The 17,448-nt window shown below is 62.6% G+C and carries 18 protein-coding genes and 2 pseudogenes; 11 read left to right on the forward strand and 9 right to left on the reverse strand.

Translation table 11 applies throughout. The features are described 5' to 3' along the window. Together N7333_RS06770 and N7333_RS06775 are read left to right on the forward strand one after the other, a co-directional pair. Positions 1 to 435: a VOC family protein gene (locus N7333_RS06770; RefSeq protein ID WP_012017885.1), complete on the forward strand. Its 435-nt coding sequence runs from the start codon at positions 1 to 3 to the stop codon at positions 433 to 435. Continuing rightward, a complete protein-coding gene (locus N7333_RS06775) occupies positions 422 to 1,243 on the forward strand; it encodes an aldo/keto reductase (RefSeq protein WP_096827150.1) in 822 nt (273 codons plus the stop codon). Before N7333_RS06770 ends, N7333_RS06775 begins: the two co-directional genes overlap by 14 nt. A gap of 40 nt (positions 1,244 to 1,283) precedes the next feature. Here the strand turns inward: N7333_RS06775 and N7333_RS06780 are convergent, their stop codons facing one another. Next, positions 1,284 to 2,243 carry a hypothetical protein gene (locus N7333_RS06780; RefSeq protein WP_096827149.1) on the reverse strand — a complete coding sequence of 320 codons (960 nt, stop codon included), beginning with the start codon at positions 2,241 to 2,243 and terminating at the stop codon, positions 1,284 to 1,286. 20 nt (positions 2,244 to 2,263) lie between these two features. Then, positions 2,264 to 3,979 (reverse strand): proline--tRNA ligase, encoded by a 1,716-nt coding sequence (locus tag N7333_RS06785; RefSeq protein WP_012017888.1) that lies wholly within the window; start codon positions 3,977 to 3,979, stop codon positions 2,264 to 2,266. Positions 3,980 to 4,103: 124 nt separating this feature from the next. On the opposite strand from N7333_RS06785, the gene N7333_RS06790 reads away from it, so the two are divergent. Next, on the forward strand, positions 4,104 to 4,511 hold the full coding sequence (locus N7333_RS06790; protein ID WP_129483530.1) for a PaaI family thioesterase: 408 nt from the start codon (positions 4,104 to 4,106) through the stop codon (positions 4,509 to 4,511). 70 nt (positions 4,512 to 4,581) lie between these two features. On the opposite strand, the gene N7333_RS06795 is transcribed toward N7333_RS06790, so the two are convergent. Further along, positions 4,582 to 5,847 (reverse strand): OprD family porin, encoded by a 1,266-nt coding sequence (locus N7333_RS06795; RefSeq protein ID WP_003241652.1) that lies wholly within the window; start codon positions 5,845 to 5,847, stop codon positions 4,582 to 4,584. A gap of 648 nt (positions 5,848 to 6,495) precedes the next feature. Between N7333_RS06795 and N7333_RS06800 the strand changes: the two genes are divergently transcribed. Continuing rightward, on the forward strand, positions 6,496 to 6,927 hold the full coding sequence (locus N7333_RS06800) for an HIT domain-containing protein (protein ID WP_129483486.1): 432 nt from the start codon (positions 6,496 to 6,498) through the stop codon (positions 6,925 to 6,927). Next, a complete protein-coding gene (locus N7333_RS06805; protein ID WP_129483487.1) occupies positions 6,924 to 7,130 on the forward strand; it encodes a SlyX family protein in 207 nt (68 codons plus the stop codon). The genes N7333_RS06800 and N7333_RS06805 overlap by 4 nt, the downstream gene beginning before the upstream one ends. A 42-nt stretch (positions 7,131 to 7,172) precedes the next feature. Here N7333_RS06805 and N7333_RS06810 read toward each other — a convergent pair. The 6 genes and pseudogenes from N7333_RS06810 to N7333_RS06835 form a co-directional block, all read right to left on the reverse strand. Beyond that, positions 7,173 to 7,388: pseudogene (locus tag N7333_RS06810) on the reverse strand (cold-shock protein); the annotation flags it as partial. 90 nt (positions 7,389 to 7,478) lie between these two features. After that, positions 7,479 to 7,790, reverse strand: a pseudogene (locus N7333_RS06815) (cold shock domain-containing protein membrane protein); the annotation flags it as partial. A gap of 172 nt (positions 7,791 to 7,962) precedes the next feature. After that, positions 7,963 to 9,030, reverse strand: a complete 1,068-nt coding sequence (locus N7333_RS06820) for a GGDEF domain-containing protein (RefSeq protein WP_129483489.1) — start codon at positions 9,028 to 9,030, stop codon at positions 7,963 to 7,965. Positions 9,031 to 9,127: 97 nt separating this feature from the next. Then, complete coding sequence (locus N7333_RS06825) at positions 9,128 to 9,598, reverse strand: Dps family protein (protein ID WP_024307258.1); 471 nt, start codon at positions 9,596 to 9,598, stop codon at positions 9,128 to 9,130. Between the two features lie 114 nt (positions 9,599 to 9,712). Continuing rightward, positions 9,713 to 10,549, reverse strand: a complete 837-nt coding sequence (locus tag N7333_RS06830) for an SDR family oxidoreductase (RefSeq protein ID WP_129483490.1) — start codon at positions 10,547 to 10,549, stop codon at positions 9,713 to 9,715. Positions 10,550 to 10,620: 71 nt separating this feature from the next. Continuing rightward, the gene (locus N7333_RS06835; RefSeq protein WP_129483491.1) at positions 10,621 to 11,739 is read right to left on the reverse strand and encodes an HD domain-containing phosphohydrolase; all 1,119 of its coding nucleotides are present in this window, start codon (positions 11,737 to 11,739) and stop codon (positions 10,621 to 10,623) included. Positions 11,740 to 11,939: 200 nt separating this feature from the next. Here N7333_RS06835 and aspS point away from each other — a divergent pair, with 200 nt between their 5' ends. The 6 genes from aspS (at position 11,940) to ybgC (ending at position 17,446) form a co-directional block, all read left to right on the forward strand. After that, on the forward strand, positions 11,940 to 13,715 hold the full coding sequence (gene aspS, locus N7333_RS06840) for an aspartate--tRNA ligase (protein ID WP_036986948.1): 1,776 nt from the start codon (positions 11,940 to 11,942) through the stop codon (positions 13,713 to 13,715). Between the two features lie 104 nt (positions 13,716 to 13,819). Further along, positions 13,820 to 14,569, forward strand: a complete 750-nt coding sequence (locus N7333_RS06845) for a YebC/PmpR family DNA-binding transcriptional regulator (protein WP_129483492.1) — start codon at positions 13,820 to 13,822, stop codon at positions 14,567 to 14,569. A gap of 153 nt (positions 14,570 to 14,722) precedes the next feature. Further along, complete coding sequence (ruvC, locus tag N7333_RS06850) at positions 14,723 to 15,247, forward strand: crossover junction endodeoxyribonuclease RuvC (RefSeq protein ID WP_003241668.1); 525 nt, start codon at positions 14,723 to 14,725, stop codon at positions 15,245 to 15,247. Positions 15,248 to 15,268: 21 nt separating this feature from the next. After that, complete coding sequence (gene ruvA, locus N7333_RS06855; RefSeq protein ID WP_003241671.1) at positions 15,269 to 15,874, forward strand: Holliday junction branch migration protein RuvA; 606 nt, start codon at positions 15,269 to 15,271, stop codon at positions 15,872 to 15,874. Between the two features lie 13 nt (positions 15,875 to 15,887). Continuing rightward, entirely contained in the window at positions 15,888 to 16,940 is a 1,053-nt protein-coding gene (gene ruvB / locus N7333_RS06860; protein ID WP_003241673.1) for a Holliday junction branch migration DNA helicase RuvB, read from the forward strand. A gap of 53 nt (positions 16,941 to 16,993) precedes the next feature. Further along, positions 16,994 to 17,446: a tol-pal system-associated acyl-CoA thioesterase gene (ybgC, locus tag N7333_RS06865; protein ID WP_129483493.1), complete on the forward strand. Its 453-nt coding sequence runs from the start codon at positions 16,994 to 16,996 to the stop codon at positions 17,444 to 17,446. Positions 17,447 to 17,448: the final 2 nt, after the last annotated feature.

Consider the following 17,448-nt stretch of genomic DNA (forward strand, 5'->3'; position numbering starts at 1 on the left):
ATGCAGCTGCTGCTCAACCTCGATGTTCCCGATCTGCCGGCCGCGGTGGCCTTCTATCAGCAGGCGCTCGGCTTCAGCGTCGGGCGCGTGCTGTTCGACGGTTCGGTCGTCGAGATGCTCGGCGCAGCCGTACCGCTCTACCTGCTGCACCAGCCCGCTGCCACTCGTCCCTGCCCGCAGTCCGGTGTGCAGCGCGACTACCGCCGTCACTGGACGCCGCTGCATCTGGATCTGCTCGTCGAAGATCTGGACGCAGCGCTGGCTCGGGCGCTCGCCGCCGGTGCGCGGCAGGAGGGCGAAATCCATGAACATGACTGGGGACGTCTGGTAACGCTGAGCGATCCCTTCGGCCACGGATTGTGCCTTCTGCAATGGCGTGGTGCGGGATACGACCTGGTCAGTCTCAACCCCGGAGGAAGCGATGCGCACAATTGAATTGGCCGGCGTACAGGTGCCGGTAGTCGGTCAGGGTACCTGGCGCATGGGCGAGGACCACCGACAGCGCACGCGGGAAGTCGCCGCGCTGCGTGAAGGGCTGGATCTGGGCCTGAGCCTGATCGACACCGCCGAGATGTATGGCGAGGGTGGTGCGGAGCAGGTGGTGGGTGAGGCCATTGCCGGGCGCCGCGACGAGGTCTTTCTGGTCAGCAAGGTGTACCCGCACAACGCCAGTCTGGACGGCGTTCAGGCGGCCTGTGAGCGCAGTCTGAAGCGTTTGGGGTGCGAGCGGATCGATCTGTACCTGCTGCACTGGCGCGGGCGCTATCCGCTGCGGGAAACTGTCGAAGGCTTCGAGCGGCTGCGCGAGCAGGGCAAGATCGGCGCCTGGGGTGTTTCCAACTTCGATCTGGACGACCTGCTGGAGCTGGATCAACCGGCCTGTCGCAGCAATCAGGTGCTGTACAACCTGCAGGCCCGCGGAGTCGAGTACGACCTGCTGCCCTGGCAACAACAGGCTGGCATGCCGCTGATGGCCTACTGTCCGTTGAGCCAGGCGGGTGCCTTGCTGCATGAGCCTGCGCTGCGTGAGGTGGCCGAGCGGCACGGGGTGACGCCGGGCCAGGTGGCCCTGGCCTGGACCATCAGACAGGACGGTGTGATTGCCATACCCAAGGCCGTGGGCAGCGCGCATCTGCGCGATAACGCCGCTGCGGCATCGCTGGCGCTGCATGCGGACGATCTGGCCCTGCTCGACGCGGCCTTCCCGCCACCGCGACGCAAGCAAGCCTTGCAGATGGTATAGGGAGCTACGCCGCCCGTTAGGGCGCGCGTAGCGGATGCGCTCAGTTCACGACCGGATCGGCCGCCAGGCGCCCGGCGTCCTTGAGCAGCGCTTTGAGGAAAGCGTCCTGCAACTCGGGGTCGTTACGGGTCAGCTCGATCAGGCTCTGTTCCAGCTCGCTGGCTTCCTCTTCCAGGCCCAGATCGGAAAGGCGCTTGACCCGATGCACCCATTGCGCCACGTCGTCGCCTTCGAGGTCGTCGAAGATCAGATCGTGCGCTTCGCGCAGCTTGCCGCGCAGGGTATGGCTGACCATCAGTGTCGCCTCGGCACGTGCCACCTCGTCGCCCAGACGATCCTCGACGCTCAGTTGGAGGAGGTTGAGGCGGGCCATGTCCTGTTCGCTGAACGGGCTGTCCAGCAGATTCAGGCGCAGCACGCCGCTGCTGTCGGTAAGCAGCTCGAACTGCTGCTCGCCGGCCTTGACCTGCACGGGACGTTCCGACCAGGGCAGGTTGATGTACTCCATGCGGCGATCACGCTGCACTTCCTCGATGCTCGCCAGATTCTGCTCGGCGCGGCCGTTCGACTCGACGTTCATGAAGGGATTCAGGCCCGCCATGCCATAGCTGATCCAGTCACGGGTGGCGGTTTCCGGCAGGCTGCCGAGCATCACCACGTTGAGTACGTTGGCACCGACGCCAGCCACCACCGCCACCGCACCCATGGGCACTTCATACAGCTCGCGCCAGGGTTGGTAGGGCGTGTAGCGGTCGTAGCGGCGCGTCACCTCGAAAGCGGTGACCTCGTAGCTCTTCTGGTCATGCACTCGCACCCGCCGTTGCGGCAGCTCGAGCACCTTGGGTTCGCCTGTGTCGATCTGCAGCTGGTGATCCAGCAATTTGCGCTCGACACGCTCCTCATGCTCGCTACGTTGCGGCAAGTGGTTGGCGCAGGCGCTGAGGAAAAGGGCGCCGCACAGGGCGGCGCCGGTCAGGCGAAGGTTGTTGCTCGTGTGCATGATGTCTCGGTGCGGCGTGATCAGCGGCTGATACGGGCTTGCAGGAAGGGCAGGATCTCGGCCAGCGGTACGGCCTGGGCTTCGGTCTCGGCGCGGCTCTTGTACTCGAGATTGCCCTCGGCCAGGCCGCGGTCGCTGACCACCACGCGGTGCGGAATGCCGATCAGCTCCATGTCGGCGAACTTGATGCCGGGGCTGGTCTTCTTGTCGCGGTCGTCCAGCAGCACCTCATAGCCTGCGGCGGTGAGTTCGGCATACAGCTTGTCGGTGGCCTCGCGTACCTGTTCGGTTTCGTAGCGCAGCGGTACCAGCGCGATGTGGAACGGCGCCAGGGCGTCGTTCCAGAGAATGCCGCGTTCGTCGTGGTTCTGCTCGATGGCCGCGGCTACCACGCGCGATACGCCGATGCCGTAGCAGCCCATGGTCAGGGTGACCGGCTTGCCGTTCTCGCCCAGTACCTGGCAGTTCATCGCCTCGCTGTACTTGGTGCCGAGCTGGAAGATGTGGCCGACTTCGATGCCGCGCTTGATTTCCAGGGTGCCCTGGCCGTCCGGGCTGGGGTCGCCTGCAACCACGTTGCGCAGGTCGGCAACGGTCGGCAGCGGCAGGTCGCGCTCCCAGTTGACGCCGAAATAGTGCTTGTCTTCGATGTTGGCACCGGAGGCGAAGTCGCTCATCAGCGCCACGCTGCGATCGACGATGCAGGGGATCGGCAGGTTGACCGGCCCCAGGGAGCCGGGGCCGGCGCCGATGGCGGCGCGAATCTCCGCTTCGCTGGCCATCTGCAGCGGACTTGCCACCTGCTCCAGATTGGCAGCTTTGATTTCGTTCAGCTCGTGGTCGCCGCGCACGATCAGGGCAATCAGCTTGCCCTCCTCGGCGGCATGCACCACCAGGGTCTTGATGGTCTTCTCGATGGCCAGGCCGAAGCCCTGCACCAGGGCGTCGATGGTCTTGGTGTTGGGGGTGTCGACCAGGCGCATGTCCTCGGTCGCGGCAGCGCGCTCTTTCTCGCGCGGCACGGCTTCGGCCTTCTCGATGTTGGCGGCGTAGTCGGAGACGTTGCTGAAGGCGATATCGTCTTCGCCGGACTCGGCCAGCACGTGAAACTCGTGGGAGCCGGTGCCGCCGATCGAGCCGGTATCGGCCTGTACGGGTCGGAAGTTCAGGCCCAGGCGGCTGAACACGTTGCAGTAGGCCTGATGCATGCGGTCATAGGTTTCCTGCAGGGACGCCTGGTCGGCATGGAAGGAGTAGGCGTCCTTCATGATGAACTCGCGACCACGCATCAGACCGAAGCGCGGACGGATCTCGTCACGGAACTTGGTCTGGATCTGGTACATGTTGATCGGCAGCTGCTTGTAGCTGTTCAGCTCGTTGCGGGCCAGGTCGGTGATGACCTCTTCATGGGTCGGGCCGACGCAGAATTCGCGCTCGTGACGATCCTTGACCCGCAGCAGCTCGGGGCCGTACTGCACCCAGCGACCGGACTCCTGCCACAGCTCGGCAGGCTGAATGGCCGGCATCAGCACTTCCAGCGCACCGGCGGCATTCATTTCCTCGCGCACCACGTTCTCGACCTTGCGCAGCACGCGCAGGCCCATCGGCAGCCAGGTGTACAGGCCGGAGGCCAGCTTGCGGATCATGCCGGCACGCAGCATCAGCTGGTGGCTGATCACCACGGCATCGGAAGGGGTTTCTTTCAGGGTCGAGAGCAGGAACTGACTGGTACGCATGTTTGGCCGTTCTGTCGGTTGCTAGGGCTTGGAATAGGCCGGCATTGTACGGTGCCTATACAGTGGCGTACAGGACGGGGCTGCGGAAGCGGCGCCGGTGAGCCAGAAGGAGGCGAGGGTGGGATTGACCGCGTTGGAAGTGCAGACACTGATTCGGGCCGGGTTGCCCATGGCCGAGGATATCGACCTGCGTATCGACCGGCTGGACGAGGAGGGCGTGCTGGCACGGGTGCCCTTTCATAGCAAGCTGGTGCGACCCGGTGGCACGCTGTCCGGCCCGACCATCATGGCCCTCGGCGATGCCGCCATGTATGCCGTGGTACTGGGGCGTCTCGGTCGGGTGGAGATGGCGGTGACGTCCAATCTCAATATCAACTTTCTGATCAAGCCCCGGCCGGTGGACCTGCTGGCCGTGGCTCGAATACTGCGTTTGAGCAGGCGTCAGGCGGTATGTGAAGTTTCGTTGTATTCGGCGGGTAATGAGAATGAACTCGTTGCCCACGTAACGGGGACATATGCGTTGCCGATTTGAATGTTAATACTCAAAAAGAAAAGCCCGGTCTCCCGGGCCTCTCTTATTCAAGTATTTGCTGGTTCCTAGGTTACAGGATGCTCAGCGGGTACTCGAGGATTACGCGAACTTCGTCGCTAGAAGCTGCACCGTAGTACACGCCATCGCTGCTGCGATAGGTGGCCTGACGTACACGCATGTTCAGGTCCTTGGCAGGGCCGCTTTGAATGGTGTAACCGACCTGAATGTCGCGTTCCCACTCTTTGCCGTTGGTAGTGTCGCCGACGTTGGCGTCGGTACCGCGAACATAGCGGGTCATGAACTTCAGGCCCGGTACGCCGTATTCGGCGAAGTCCAGGTCATAACGGACCTGCCAGGATTTCTCATCTTCAGCGTTGAAGTCAGAGCGCTGAATGGAGTTAGCCAGCCAAATGGTACCACCGCCGTCTACACCATAGTCATAGCCGATGCCGTCAAAGCCGCCATGGGACTTTTGGTAGGCAAGGGTGAATGTATGAGCGCTGATGTTATAGGCTGCAGCGAGACTCCAGATGGTGTTTTTCTCGCTCGAACCGGTATCGGTGTACTCTTTATCGTACTTGGTGCGATAGATGTTGAAGTCGAAGTTCAGCGATTGGGCTTCGCCCATGCCGATGGTGTAGTTGACGTTGCCGTAGTATTTCTTGAACGCGTCTTCTACGTCGGAGTAGTACAGCGAGGCAGACAGATCGTCGTTGAAGCTGTAAGAACCGCCGAGCACGTCGGCGCTCTTGAGGCCGATGCTGTCATGGTAGGTCTGATCTTGGGCATTGATCGCGGTGAAATGACCGGCGTGCAGCTCCAGGCCTTCGATCTCATTGCTGGTTACCAAGAAGCCTTCAGCAACTTCCGGCAGCAGGCGGCTGTCATCGGTGCTCAATACAGGCAGAGCGGTGAACTGGTCGCCGTATTTGAGAACAGTGTTAGACAGGCGCAGTTTTACCGCGCCGCCAGCTTCAGAGTAATCATCTTGCGAGCGACCATCGCTGTCGGTCGGGAACATGCCGGAGCCTGCGCGGCCTTTACCGCTGTCCAGCTTGATGCCGAGCATGCCAATTGCGTCAACGCCGAAGCCGATGGTGCCTTGAGTGAAGCCGGACTCGAAGGTGCCGATGATGCCATGGCCCCATTCTTGCGGGTCGTCAGTACGAGTCGGATGGTTGCGGAAGTCGCGGTAGAAGTACAGGTTACGGTTCAGGATGTTGAAGCTGCTGTCTTCAACGAAACCGTTGGACTCGGATTGTGCGCTGGCAAACGCCAGTTGGCTGGTACCCGCGGCTACTGCCAGGGCGATTACGCTCCACTTCATCACTTGCATCGTGATTGCTCCTTTGGTTTAGAAGAGTTGCGCTGCCCATTGTTTTGTTGTATGGGCGGCTCTTTCTTTTTGTGTCGGCGGTAACTTATAGCATGCAGCCAATATTGGCGATAGTTGCAGTCTATTCGTTGCGCATTCGGTCATGGCGGTGTCGCATTGCCTGTTGATGAATGTCGCAAATCTGTAGTTCTGCGCTTGCGTTTCGTTCCGTCGACGTTGTCGCGGTTCTGAGTTGCCTGGTACCGCTGTTATTGATCGACTGCGCGGCGTGCCGGGCATTGCGGAATGTTTAGCAAAAGTCGTGCTCAAAATCCACGTTAAGCGCTAAAACCTTGATTTGTTGAGGTGGACGATTCGGGCTGGGCCTGCCAGATGGGGGGCTTCGGCCACGTGGCGCCGCTGATCGGCGGATGGCGCTGCCGCTCATTGCCAGTATGTCTTTCGATACCGTCGGCGGTAACGTTTGATCCTGGCCATTACGGGAGGAAACAAAATGGTGCACGCCTGCGGTGCCGCTCGGGCGGGGTTGCCTTCCGTTGGTGCGTGGCGCGGGATGAATTGTCGTTTGGGGGCGCGTATGCTGCGCGCCCTCGGCCGCGCCTTACCGGCGCTACGCTTGGTTGACTGGATTGAAGCGAGGAGAACCTTATGTTCGCCCTGGATTCGCGTTTGCAGCAGGACTGCCTGCTGATCGGGGATTTCCCCCTGTGTCGTTTGCTGTTGATGAACGACGCCAACTACCCCTGGTTCATCCTGGTGCCACGGCGCGATGAGGTCAGCGAGCTGTTCCAGCTCGACGCCGCTGATCAGCGTCAGCTCTGGCAGGAAACCACCTTGTTGGCCGAAACCCTCAAGGACACCTTTGCCGCCGACAAGATGAACGTGGCGACGCTGGGCAATGTGGTCAGCCAACTGCACATGCACGTGATCGTGCGGCGGCGCGGCGATGCTGCATGGCCTGCGCCGGTATGGGGGCGCAATCCGCCGCGACCCTATGAAGAGGAGCAGGTACGCCAGCTCGTCAGCAAGCTGCGTCTGGTGTTGACCGAGAATTTCGAGTTTTCGGGAGAGGTGGCATGAGTCTCGAGGCGCGGGTCATGGAGCTGGAAAGTCGTCTGGCCTTTCAGGACGACACCATCCAGGCGTTGAGCGATGAGCTGGTCGAACAGCACAAGCGTATCGAGCGTTTGCAACTGCAGTTGTCTGCGTTGGCGCGGCGTCAGGAGGAATTGCAGGGGCAGGTGGGCATCGTCGAAGACGAAGCGCCGCCTCCGCATTACTGAATTGAAAAAGCCCGGTTTCCCGGGCTTTTCTTTGTGCGCGATTCAGCGTCGCGAAGGTGCTGCGGCAATCACGTCTTCCGCCTGCAGACCCTTGTCGCGCTGCATGACCGAGAACTCCACGCGCTGGCCTTCTATCAGCACCCGGTGGCCTTCGCCGCGAATGGCACGGAAATGCACGAAGATATCCTCCCCCGAGTCGCGAGAAATGAAACCGAAACCCTTGGAGGTGTTGAACCACTTGACCGTGCCGGTCTCACGCGACTCCTGGGAGCTGGTGACGCTCGATTGCTCGGTGCTGCGCTGGGCGCTTTGTGGCAGGGACGGGCGTACCTGGGCTGCCAGTTGCAGCAGAACGGCGGCGCTGGTGATCAGCAGGGTAAGCCAGACAGCCGGTTGGTCGCCGATGCTCGGCAGTGGAGCCAGCAGTACCAGGCTCTGCACGACGGCAGCCAGGACCAGCAGAGCGGAGGCCAGGCCCTGCAGCTGTTGGCGCAGGCCGCCGAAGTATGAGGGTTGTTGCGTGGCGATCAGCAGGTTGAGCAGGCCGATTAGGGCCAGATAGATGGCATCCGGAGTGGTCAGGAACGAGGCAGAAAAAACGGGTACGGCAGACAGCAGCAGGGCGGCGAACCCTGTCACGAGATGGGCAATCTTCAACATCTTCGATGAACTCACTGATTGAATGATGACTCAAGGTGTTGCGGAGGGAGCACGCTCTGCGGGTGGCGAGTTGGATGGCCAGGGCGCGCACCGGTGGATCAGGGTGCAGGCGCCGCAAGACGTTAACGCGGCGCGCCGACCTATTTAACAGCAAAGGCGGGGGCTACTCAAATCAAGCGCTTAGCACGGTTTTGCTGGTAATCGGGTGAACCTGGTTGCGGCCACTGCGCTTGGCCTGATAGAGCGCGTCGTCGGCGCGGGTCAGCAGTGTTTCCAGGCTGTCGTCCGCCTCGGCCAGGGCGCAGCCGAAGGAGGCGGTAATGCTGTCCAGCACCTGATCGGTACGGCGTACCTTGACCCGCAGCGCCTGGATCTTGTTGCGTAGTTTTTCGGCAAATTCGAGAACCGCTCCCAGGTCGACGCAGTCGCGCAGTACCACGCAAAATTCCTCGCCACCATAACGGGCGGCAAAGGCGCCTGACGGCAGAAGGTCGCGCAACAGTTGGCCAACGTGCTGCAACACCCGATCACCCAGCGGGTGGCCGTACTGGTCGTTGAACTGTTTGAAATGGTCGATATCGAGAATGACCAACGCCAGGCCCTTGTGGGTTTCGCTCAGGGCGCGTTCCAGCAGGCGGGTGAAGGCATGTCGGTTGAACACCCGGGTCAGGCTATCGAGCGTTGCAGCCAGGTGCGCCCGCTCGAGCTGACTGCGCAGGTGGGTGATTTCCTCCTGGGCGGCGCGCAGGCGGTAGAGAAACTTCTCCTGCTGGTCCTGCATCAGCTGGGTGCTTTCCTGCAAACCGCTGAGCACGCTGGGCAGGTCGTCGATGATCGGTTCCTGCAGGGCGCTGAGCCCATGGCTGAGGCTCTGCTGATAGTTCTCGCTGCCGATCACGCTGCGGGAAACGTCACCCTCGATGTCATCGACCAGTTCGATCACCTGCTGCTGGCCGGCACGGGCCTCCTCCAGCTCGCCGCGAATGATGTAGTCGCGAAAGAGTTTGCTGGCGGTATCCGGCGGGAACACGTCGAAATCCTCGACGACCTTGTCCAGGCGACGGTTGAGCTCCGGCTCGCTACCTCTGCTGTAGGTGTACCAGAGTGCATAGTGCACCGGATTGGGCGGGATGTCGTAACGCATCATCAATGGCACGGCCTGCTTGAGCAGCGCCGCTGCCTCGCGGGTCTCCTCGGGATACAGGTCGATGATGCTGGGCGGTTTGGGCGGCTGACTCATATGTCTCGAACAAGTCTATGGCGAATGGCCAGAGCATAGAACAGCCCGTGCCTCTCTGCCTAATGAAAAGGCCCGGAAAACCGGGCCTTTGGGCGTGTCACGCGGCGAGCAGGCTGCGCAGCATCCAGGCGGTCTTTTCATGCACCTGCATGCGTTGGGTCAGCAGGTCGGCAGTGGGTTCGTCACTGACCTTGTCCAGCAGCGGGAAAATGCCGCGGGCGGTGCGTACGACGGCTTCCTGGCCCTGCACCAGTTGCTTGATCATTTCGTCTGCGCTGGGCACGCCTTCCTCTTCCTTGATCGAGGACAGGCGGGCGTAGGCGGCATAGGTGCCCGGGGCCGGGAAGCCCAGCGCGCGGATGCGTTCGGCGATGGCGTCCACGGCGAGGGCCAGTTCGGTGTACTGCCCTTCGAACATCAGGTGCAGGGTGTTGAACATCGGGCCGGTGACGTTCCAGTGGAAGTTGTGGGTCTTCAGGTACAGGGTGTAGGTGTCGGCCAGCAGGCGCGAAAGGCCTTCGGCGATGGCGGCGCGATCCTGTTCGGCGATTCCTATATTGATTTCCATGGTCTTTCTCCTTTCAGGTGAGCCCGGGATGCTTATCCGGCAATGTGGGCAGAGCCTAACATGGCGAGATGCGGGGCGATTCTGGCTTGGATCAATGAAAGCGATGGTTAGAAGCTATTGATGGCTTGCGGTTCCCTTTCTGCCCAGTAGTCTGGCCAGCAGCCCGGGATAGGACGCCGGCAGCAGTCGCTGAATCTGGTCGAGCAGGCGCGCATCGCTGCCCACCAGGATGCGCGGTTTGCCGCTCTTGATGCCATTGACGATGACGTCGGCCGCCCGGGCCGCGGTGGTTCGCGCCAGCTTGTCGAAATTCTGGCAGGCGCGCTCGGCGTCCTGAGAGCCATCTATGCCGCGATAGAAGCGTGCGGAGCGGGCGATATTGGTCTTGATTCCGCCGGGATGGACGCAACTGACCGCCACGCCGCGGCAGGCGACCTCCTGGCGCAGGGCTTCGGTGAAGCCGCGCACGGCGAACTTGCTGGCGTTATAGGCGCCCTGGCTCGGCAGGCTGACGATGCCGAAGATGCTCGACAGGTTGACGATATGCCCGCTGCCCTGGCGCAGCAGGTGCGGCAGAAAGGCCTTGCTGCCATGCACCACGCCCCAGAAGTTGATGTTCATCAGCCATTCGAAATCCTCGTAGCTGAGCTGATCGATGGTCTGCGATACGGCCACGCCGGCGTTGTTGATGATCAGATCGGCGCCGCCGTGTTCGCTTATCACCTGCTCAGCGAAGGCATGCACCGCGTCGCGCTGGGCCACGTCCAGGGCATGGCAGGTGACGCGCGGGCTCTGGTGGCGCAGCGCTTCGGCATTGCGTTCCAGCTGTGGCAGATCGATGTCGGCCAGGGCCAGTTGGCAGCCTTCGGCCGCCAGGCGAACGGCAAGTGCCTGGCCGATACCCGAGGCTGCGCCGGTGATCACGGCGGTTTTTCCGCTTAGAGAGGGCATGCGAACTCCTTGCACTGGGCTATCCATGAAGCGCGGAGCTTAGCCACTGCAGTCGATCCGGTACAGCCGTTTCAGCCGTGCGCCAGGTTGGGCCGTTGCTGCAGGGTGCGGTTGAAGACGTCGACCCAATGGGCGCTGAACTGCTGTCCGGCGAGATTGTTGATCTCGAGTATCGCCCGCAGAAGCGGGCGCTTGCTCAGCGTCTGGTGCGCGCGCTCGTGGGTGCGTGCATCGAAGGTGTCGACGATATTGAGGATCAGCGCCCCGGGTGCGATCTCGGTTTCGCGCAGGCCCTTGGGATAGCCGCTGCCGTCGGCGTGTTCCTGATGTTGCAGAATGATCTCCATGGCCGGCGCCCAGTCAGGCATGCGCTTTAGCAGCTCGCTGGCCAGACGTGGGTGACCATGGACCAGGCGCCGTTCGTCGCGGCTGAGATCGGCCTGCTTGTGCAGCAGTTCCAGCGGCAGAAACGCCATGCCCAGATCGTGCAGGCATACCGCCGCTGCCAGTTGCTCGGGGCGCTCGACCTGACCGCCCTGGGCATTGATGCTCAGGGCCAGATCCAGCAGGCGCAGGTTGCGTCCTCGCCAGTAGTGCGAGCGTTGTTCGGCGGCCTGGGTGAGCGCAGCGAAGAACTGCAGATCCGGGTCGGCGGCGATGCCGTGGCGAGCCAGCAGCGCCTCGGTAGGGCTCTCGGCGAGAGCTGGCGGGGCTTGCAGACGGGTGCTGGGGTCGATCTGCTGCAGCAATGTGCGGCGAGCCTCCGTCTGTCGTTCGGCTGGCGTCACGGCCAGGGCCTGCAGCGCCTGGCAGAGGTGCTCGAACTGCATCTGGCTCAGGCGTGCGTCCGGGCCGCCCAGTGCCTGACCAATCAGGGCCTGCAGATGGTCCAGCGTCAGCAGCAGGATGTCGCCAAGCAGGCTGTCGAACGCCAGGCGCCCGCTGCGCAGGGCGTCCAGCACGTCCTCCATGGCCTGTGGCAAGGGCATCAGGGCATTGAGATCGATATAACCCAGGTTGCCCTTGAGCGTATGCACCAGGCGGAACAGTTCACGTAGCCGTTCGCCGTCTCTGGGCGCGTGCTCCAGTTCGATCAGCAGTTGCTCGCAACGCGGGAACTGGTCGGCGGCATCCAGGCGAAAGTCCTCCAGCAGGTCGCTGGACAGATCGGCTAGGCGGGGCAGGGGCATGGCATCTTCTCCATGATGGAGGCGCCCTTCATTATAGAAGGCATCTGCCGGGCGGCTGCGCCGGGGCGATTTACCCTATATAATCCCGCTCTTTTTCAACACGGGGCGCGCGGCTGGACGCTCGCCGCGGCGTTGCCTCCGCCCAGTGCGCAGGATACGCCTGACCCATCCAAGACCTTTTAGAGAAGCGAACCACGATCATGATGCGCAGCCACTATTGCGGCCAACTGAACGAGAGCCTGGATGGCCAGGAAATCACCCTTTGCGGCTGGGTCCACCGTCGCCGTGACCATGGTGGGGTGATCTTCCTCGATATTCGTGATCGTGAAGGCCTGGCCCAGGTGGTGTTCGACCCGGATCGCGCGGAGACCTTCGCCAAGGCCGACCGCGTGCGCAGCGAATACGTGGTGAAGATCACCGGCAAGGTGCGTCTGCGTCCGGCCGGTGCGGTCAACCCGAACATGGCTTCCGGTGCCATCGAAGTGCTGGGCTACGAGCTGGACGTGCTCAACGAGGCGGAAACCCCGCCGTTCCCGCTCAACGAATACACGGACGTCGGCGAGGAAACCCGCCTGCGCTACCGTTTCATCGACCTGCGTCGCCCGGAGATGGCCGAGAAGCTCAAGCTGCGCTCGCGCATCACCTCGAGCATCCGCCGCTACCTGGACGACAACGGCTTCCTCGACGTCGAGACGCCGATCCTGACCCGCGCCACGCCTGAAGGCGCACGCGACTATCTGGTGCCGAGCCGCACCCACGCCGGCAGCTTCTTCGCCCTGCCGCAGTCGCCGCAGCTGTTCAAGCAGCTACTGATGGTGGCCGGCTTCGACCGCTACTACCAGATCGCCAAGTGCTTCCGCGACGAGGACCTGCGTGCCGACCGTCAGCCGGAATTCACCCAGATCGACATCGAGACCAGCTTCCTCGATGAAAAAGACATCATGGACATCACCGAGACCATGGTGCGCAACCTGTTCAAGGAAGTGCTGGGTGTCGAGTTCGGCGAACTGCCGCACATGCCGCTGGCCGAAGCCATGCGCCGTTTCGGTTCGGACAAGCCGGACCTGCGCATCCCGCTGGAGCTGGTGGACGTCGAGGACCAGCTCAAGGACGTTGAATTCAAGGTCTTCGCAGGTCCTGCCAACGACCCGAAATGCCGTGTTACCGCGCTGCGCGTACCGGGCGGGGCGAGCATGCCGCGCAAGCAGATCGACGACTACACCAAGTTCGTCGGCATCTACGGCGCCAAGGGCCTGGCCTACATCAAGGTCAACGAGCGCGCTGCCGGCGTTGACGGTCTGCAGTCGCCGATCGTCAAGAACATCCCGCTGGACAACATCAATGTCATCCTCGACCGCGTTGGCGCCGTCGATGGCGATATCGTGTTCTTCGGCGCGGACAAGGCCAAGATCGTCAGCGAAGCCCTGGGTGCGCTGCGCATCAAGCTGGGTCATGACCTGAACCTGCTGACCTGCGAGTGGGCGCCGCTGTGGGTCGTCGACTTCCCGATGTTCGAGGAGAACGACGATGGCAGCCTGACCGCCATGCACCACCCCTTCACTTCGCCCAAGTGCACCCCCGAGGAGCTGGAGGCCAACCCGGCTGCCGCACTGTCGCGCGCCTACGACATGGTGCTCAACGGCACCGAACTGGGTGGCGGTTCGATCCGTATCCACGACAAGGCCATGCAGCAGACCGTGTTCCGCGTGCTCGGCATCAGCGAAGACGAGCAGCAGGAGAAGTTCGGCTTCCTGCTGGATGCGCTCAAGTACGGTGCGCCGCCCCACGGTGGTCTGGCTTTCGGCCTGGATCGCCTGGTAATGCTGATGACCGGCGCCAGCTCGATCCGCGAAGTGATCGCCTTCCCGAAAACCCAGAGCGCGGCCTGCGTCATGACCCAGGCGCCGGGTGTGGTGGATGCCAAGTCGCTGCGCGAGCTGCATATCCGCCTGCGTGAGCAAGCCAAGGCCGAATAAGCCTGCAAAAGAAGCCTGGAGATCCCAGGCTTCTTCGTTATGGGGTGGAGAGACTCGAACCCTCACGCCTGGCAATTGTGAAAACCTTATAGATGGAGTGAGTTATGGCTGGTCATTCCAAATGGGCCAACATCAAGCACCGCAAGGGGCGTCAGGACGCCAAGCGCGGCAAGATCTTCACCAAGCTGATCCGTGAGCTGACGGTCGCGGCCAAGCATGGTGGCCCGGTTCCGGCGGACAACCCGCGTCTGCGCCTGGCCGTGGACAAAGCGCTGACCAACAACATGTCGCGCGAGGTGATCGACCGCGCCATCGCCCGCGGCGCCGGCAACAACGAAGCCGATAACGTCATCGAGTTCAGCTACGAAGGCTATGCGCCGAGCGGTGTGGCCATCATCGTCGAGGTGATGACCGACAACCGCAACCGCACCGCCGCAGAAGTGCGTCATGCCTTCACCAAGTGCGGCGGCAACCTCGGCACCGATGGTTCGGTTGCCTACATGTTCGAGCGCAAGGGGCAGATCAGCTTCGCACCGGGTGTCGATGAGGACGCCCTGATGGAAGCCGCGCTGGAGGCGGGTGCCGATGACGTGGAGATGGGCGAGGACGGTTCGGCCCTGGTGTCGACCAGCTTCACCGAGTTCCACGCCGTCAACGAAGCGCTGGGCGCTGCCGGCTTCAAGGCCGAGGAGGCGGAAATCGCCATGATTCCCTCGATCAGCGCGCCGATTGCTGATCTGGAAACCGCGCAGAAGGTCTTCAAGCTGATCGACATGCTCGAAGATCTGGATGACGTGCAGAACGTCTATCACAACGCCGAAGTCGCCGACGAGATCATGGAGCAGCTCGGCTGAGGCCAGCGTTTGACCCTGTGGCGTTCGCGATCTGATCAAGCCGGAAGCGCTGAACAGCGACTCCGGCTTTTTTCGTCGGGCCGAGCGGCGGCGGATGACGGCGCCGGGGGCGGCCCGTATACTCGCCAACTGGATAAATAGACAGTTGCTGATATGACCCTGATTCTAGGCATCGATCCCGGCTCGCGCATTACCGGCTATGGCGTGGTGCGCGATACCGGGCGTGGCTGCGAGTACGTCGCCTCGGGCTGCATTCGCACCGGCGACGGTCCCTTGGCCGAGCGTCTGCAGATCGTCTTTCGCGGCGTCAGCGAAGTGATTCGCACCCATGGGCCGGTGACCATGGGCATCGAGCAGGTGTTCATGGCGCGCAATGCCGACTCGGCCCTCAAGCTAGGCCAGGCACGAGGCGCTGCCATTGTCGCGGCGGTGGAAGCGGGGTTGGAAATCAGCGAATACACCGCTACTCAGGTCAAGCAGGCCGTGGTCGGCACCGGTGCAGCGGACAAGCAGCAGGTACAGATGATGGTCATGCACCTGCTCAAGCTGGTGCAAAAACCGCAGATCGACGCCTCCGATGCCCTGGGTATCGCCCTGTGCCATGCCCATCACCGGCAGAGCCTGATTCCCCATGGGCTGGCCAGTGCCAAGCGGCGTGGCGGTCGTCTTCGTTTATAACCTCTTGAAAGGAAAACAGTGGTGATCGGACGTTTGCGCGGCACCCTGGCGGAAAAGCAGCCGCCGCATTTGCTTCTGGATGTAAATGGCGTCGGTTATGAGCTGGAAGTGCCGATGACCACCCTATATCGTCTGCCTGCGGTGGGGGAGACGCTGACGCTGCACACCCATCAGGTGGTGCGCGAAGACGCCCATCTGCTTTACGGATTTTTCGAGAAGCGCGAGCGCGAGCTGTTCCGCGAGCTGATCCGCCTCAATGGCGTCGGCCCCAAGCTGGCGCTGGCCTTGATGTCCGGGCTGGAGGTCGACGAGCTGGTGCGCTGCGTGCAAGCCCAGGACACGGCGGCGCTGACCAAGGTGCCCGGCGTCGGCAAGAAGACCGCAGAGCGGCTGCTGGTGGAACTCAAGGACAGGTTCAAGGCCTGGGAGACCATGCCGGCCATCGCCACCCTGGTGGTTGAACCTCGCCTGGGGGCGACAGTCTCAAGCGCGGAGAACGATGCGGTGAGCGCTCTGATTTCCCTCGGCTACAAGCCGCAGGAGGCCAGCCGGGCCGTGGCTGCCGTCAAGGAGGATGGCTTGAGTAGTGAAGATTTGATTCGTCGCGCGTTGCGCGGCATGGCGTAGTGGAAGTATTGCGATGATCGAAGCCGATCGCCTGATTACCGCCAGCCCGCGCGAGCGCGAAGAACAGCAGGATCGTGCCATCCGTCCGCTGAAGCTGGCCGACTACATTGGCCAGCCCGGCGTGCGCGAGCAGATGGAGCTGTTCATCCAGGCTGCTCGTGGCCGGGCGGAGTCGCTCGATCACACCCTGATCTTCGGTCCGCCCGGCCTGGGCAAGACCACCCTAGCCAATATCATCGCCCAGGAAATGGGCGTATCGATCAAGAGCACGTCCGGCCCTGTATTGGAGCGTCCGGGCGATCTGGCTGCCCTGTTGACCAACCTGGAAGCCGGGGACGTGCTGTTCGTCGACGAAATCCACCGCCTCTCGCCGATAGTCGAGGAGGTGCTGTATCCAGCCATGGAGGACTTCCAGCTCGACATCATGATCGGCGAAGGCCCGGCGGCGCGCTCGATCAAGCTCGATCTGCCGCCCTTCACCCTGGTGGGTGCCACCACCCGCGCCGGCATGCTGACCAACCCGCTGCGCGACCGCTTCGGCATCGTCCAGCGCCTGGAGTTCTACGGTATCGACGACCTGGCTACCATCGTCACGCGATCTGCCGGCATTCTCGGCCTGCCCATCGAAGACCAGGGCGCTTACGAGATCGCGCGTCGTGCACGCGGCACGCCGCGTATCGCCAACCGCCTGCTGCGCCGCGTGCGCGACTTCGCCGAAGTGCGCGGGCGTGGCCACATCACCCGTGAGATCGCCGACCAGGCGCTCAACCTGCTGGATGTCGATGAACGTGGCTTCGACCACTCCGACCGTCGTCTGCTGTTGGCCATGATCGAGAAGTTCGACGGTGGACCGGTGGGCGTCGACAGCCTGGCGGCCGCCATCAGCGAAGAGCGCCACACCATCGAGGATGTGCTCGAACCCTATCTGATCCAGCAGGGCTATATGATGCGTACGCCGCGCGGGCGGGTGGTGACCCGTCACGCCTATCTGCACTTTGGCCTCAACACCCCGAAACGTCTCGGCGAGCAGCCGAGCGGAGACTTGTTCGCAGTGAGCGACGAATGACGAAAAAATTGTTACCCAGCCGGATTGGCAAGCGACAGGGCGGGCACTAGAGTATGTGCGCGCAAAACGGAGTCCAGCCGTTCAGTCACCGCTGCCGGGTCTATTACGAAGACACCGATGCCGGTGGCATCGTCTACTACGTCAACTACCTCAAATTCATGGAGCGGGCTCGCACCGAGCGCCTGCGTCAGCTGGGTTTTGCCCAGTCGACGCTTGCCGGTGAGGGCCTGTTGTTCGTCGTGCATTCTGCCGAGGCGCGTTATCACGCGCCGGCGCGCCTGGATGACGAACTGGTGATCAGCGCCGATGTGATCGAATTGAACCGTGCCAGCCTGCGCTTTCGTCAACAGGTCAGGCGGGCCGCGGATGATGCGCTGCTCTGCGAAGGGCAGTTTCTGGTGGCCTGTGTGCGCGCCGACAACTTGAAACCCCGGGCTATACCCGAATCCCTGCGACACGCGTTCGCCGGGACGCAGGCGCCGGGTTTAATTGCAGCAGGAGAGTAAGC

This window comes from Pseudomonas sp. GD04158 (assembly GCF_029834875.1).
Taxonomy (GTDB): Bacteria; Pseudomonadota; Gammaproteobacteria; order Pseudomonadales; family Pseudomonadaceae; genus Aquipseudomonas; species Aquipseudomonas hydrolytica.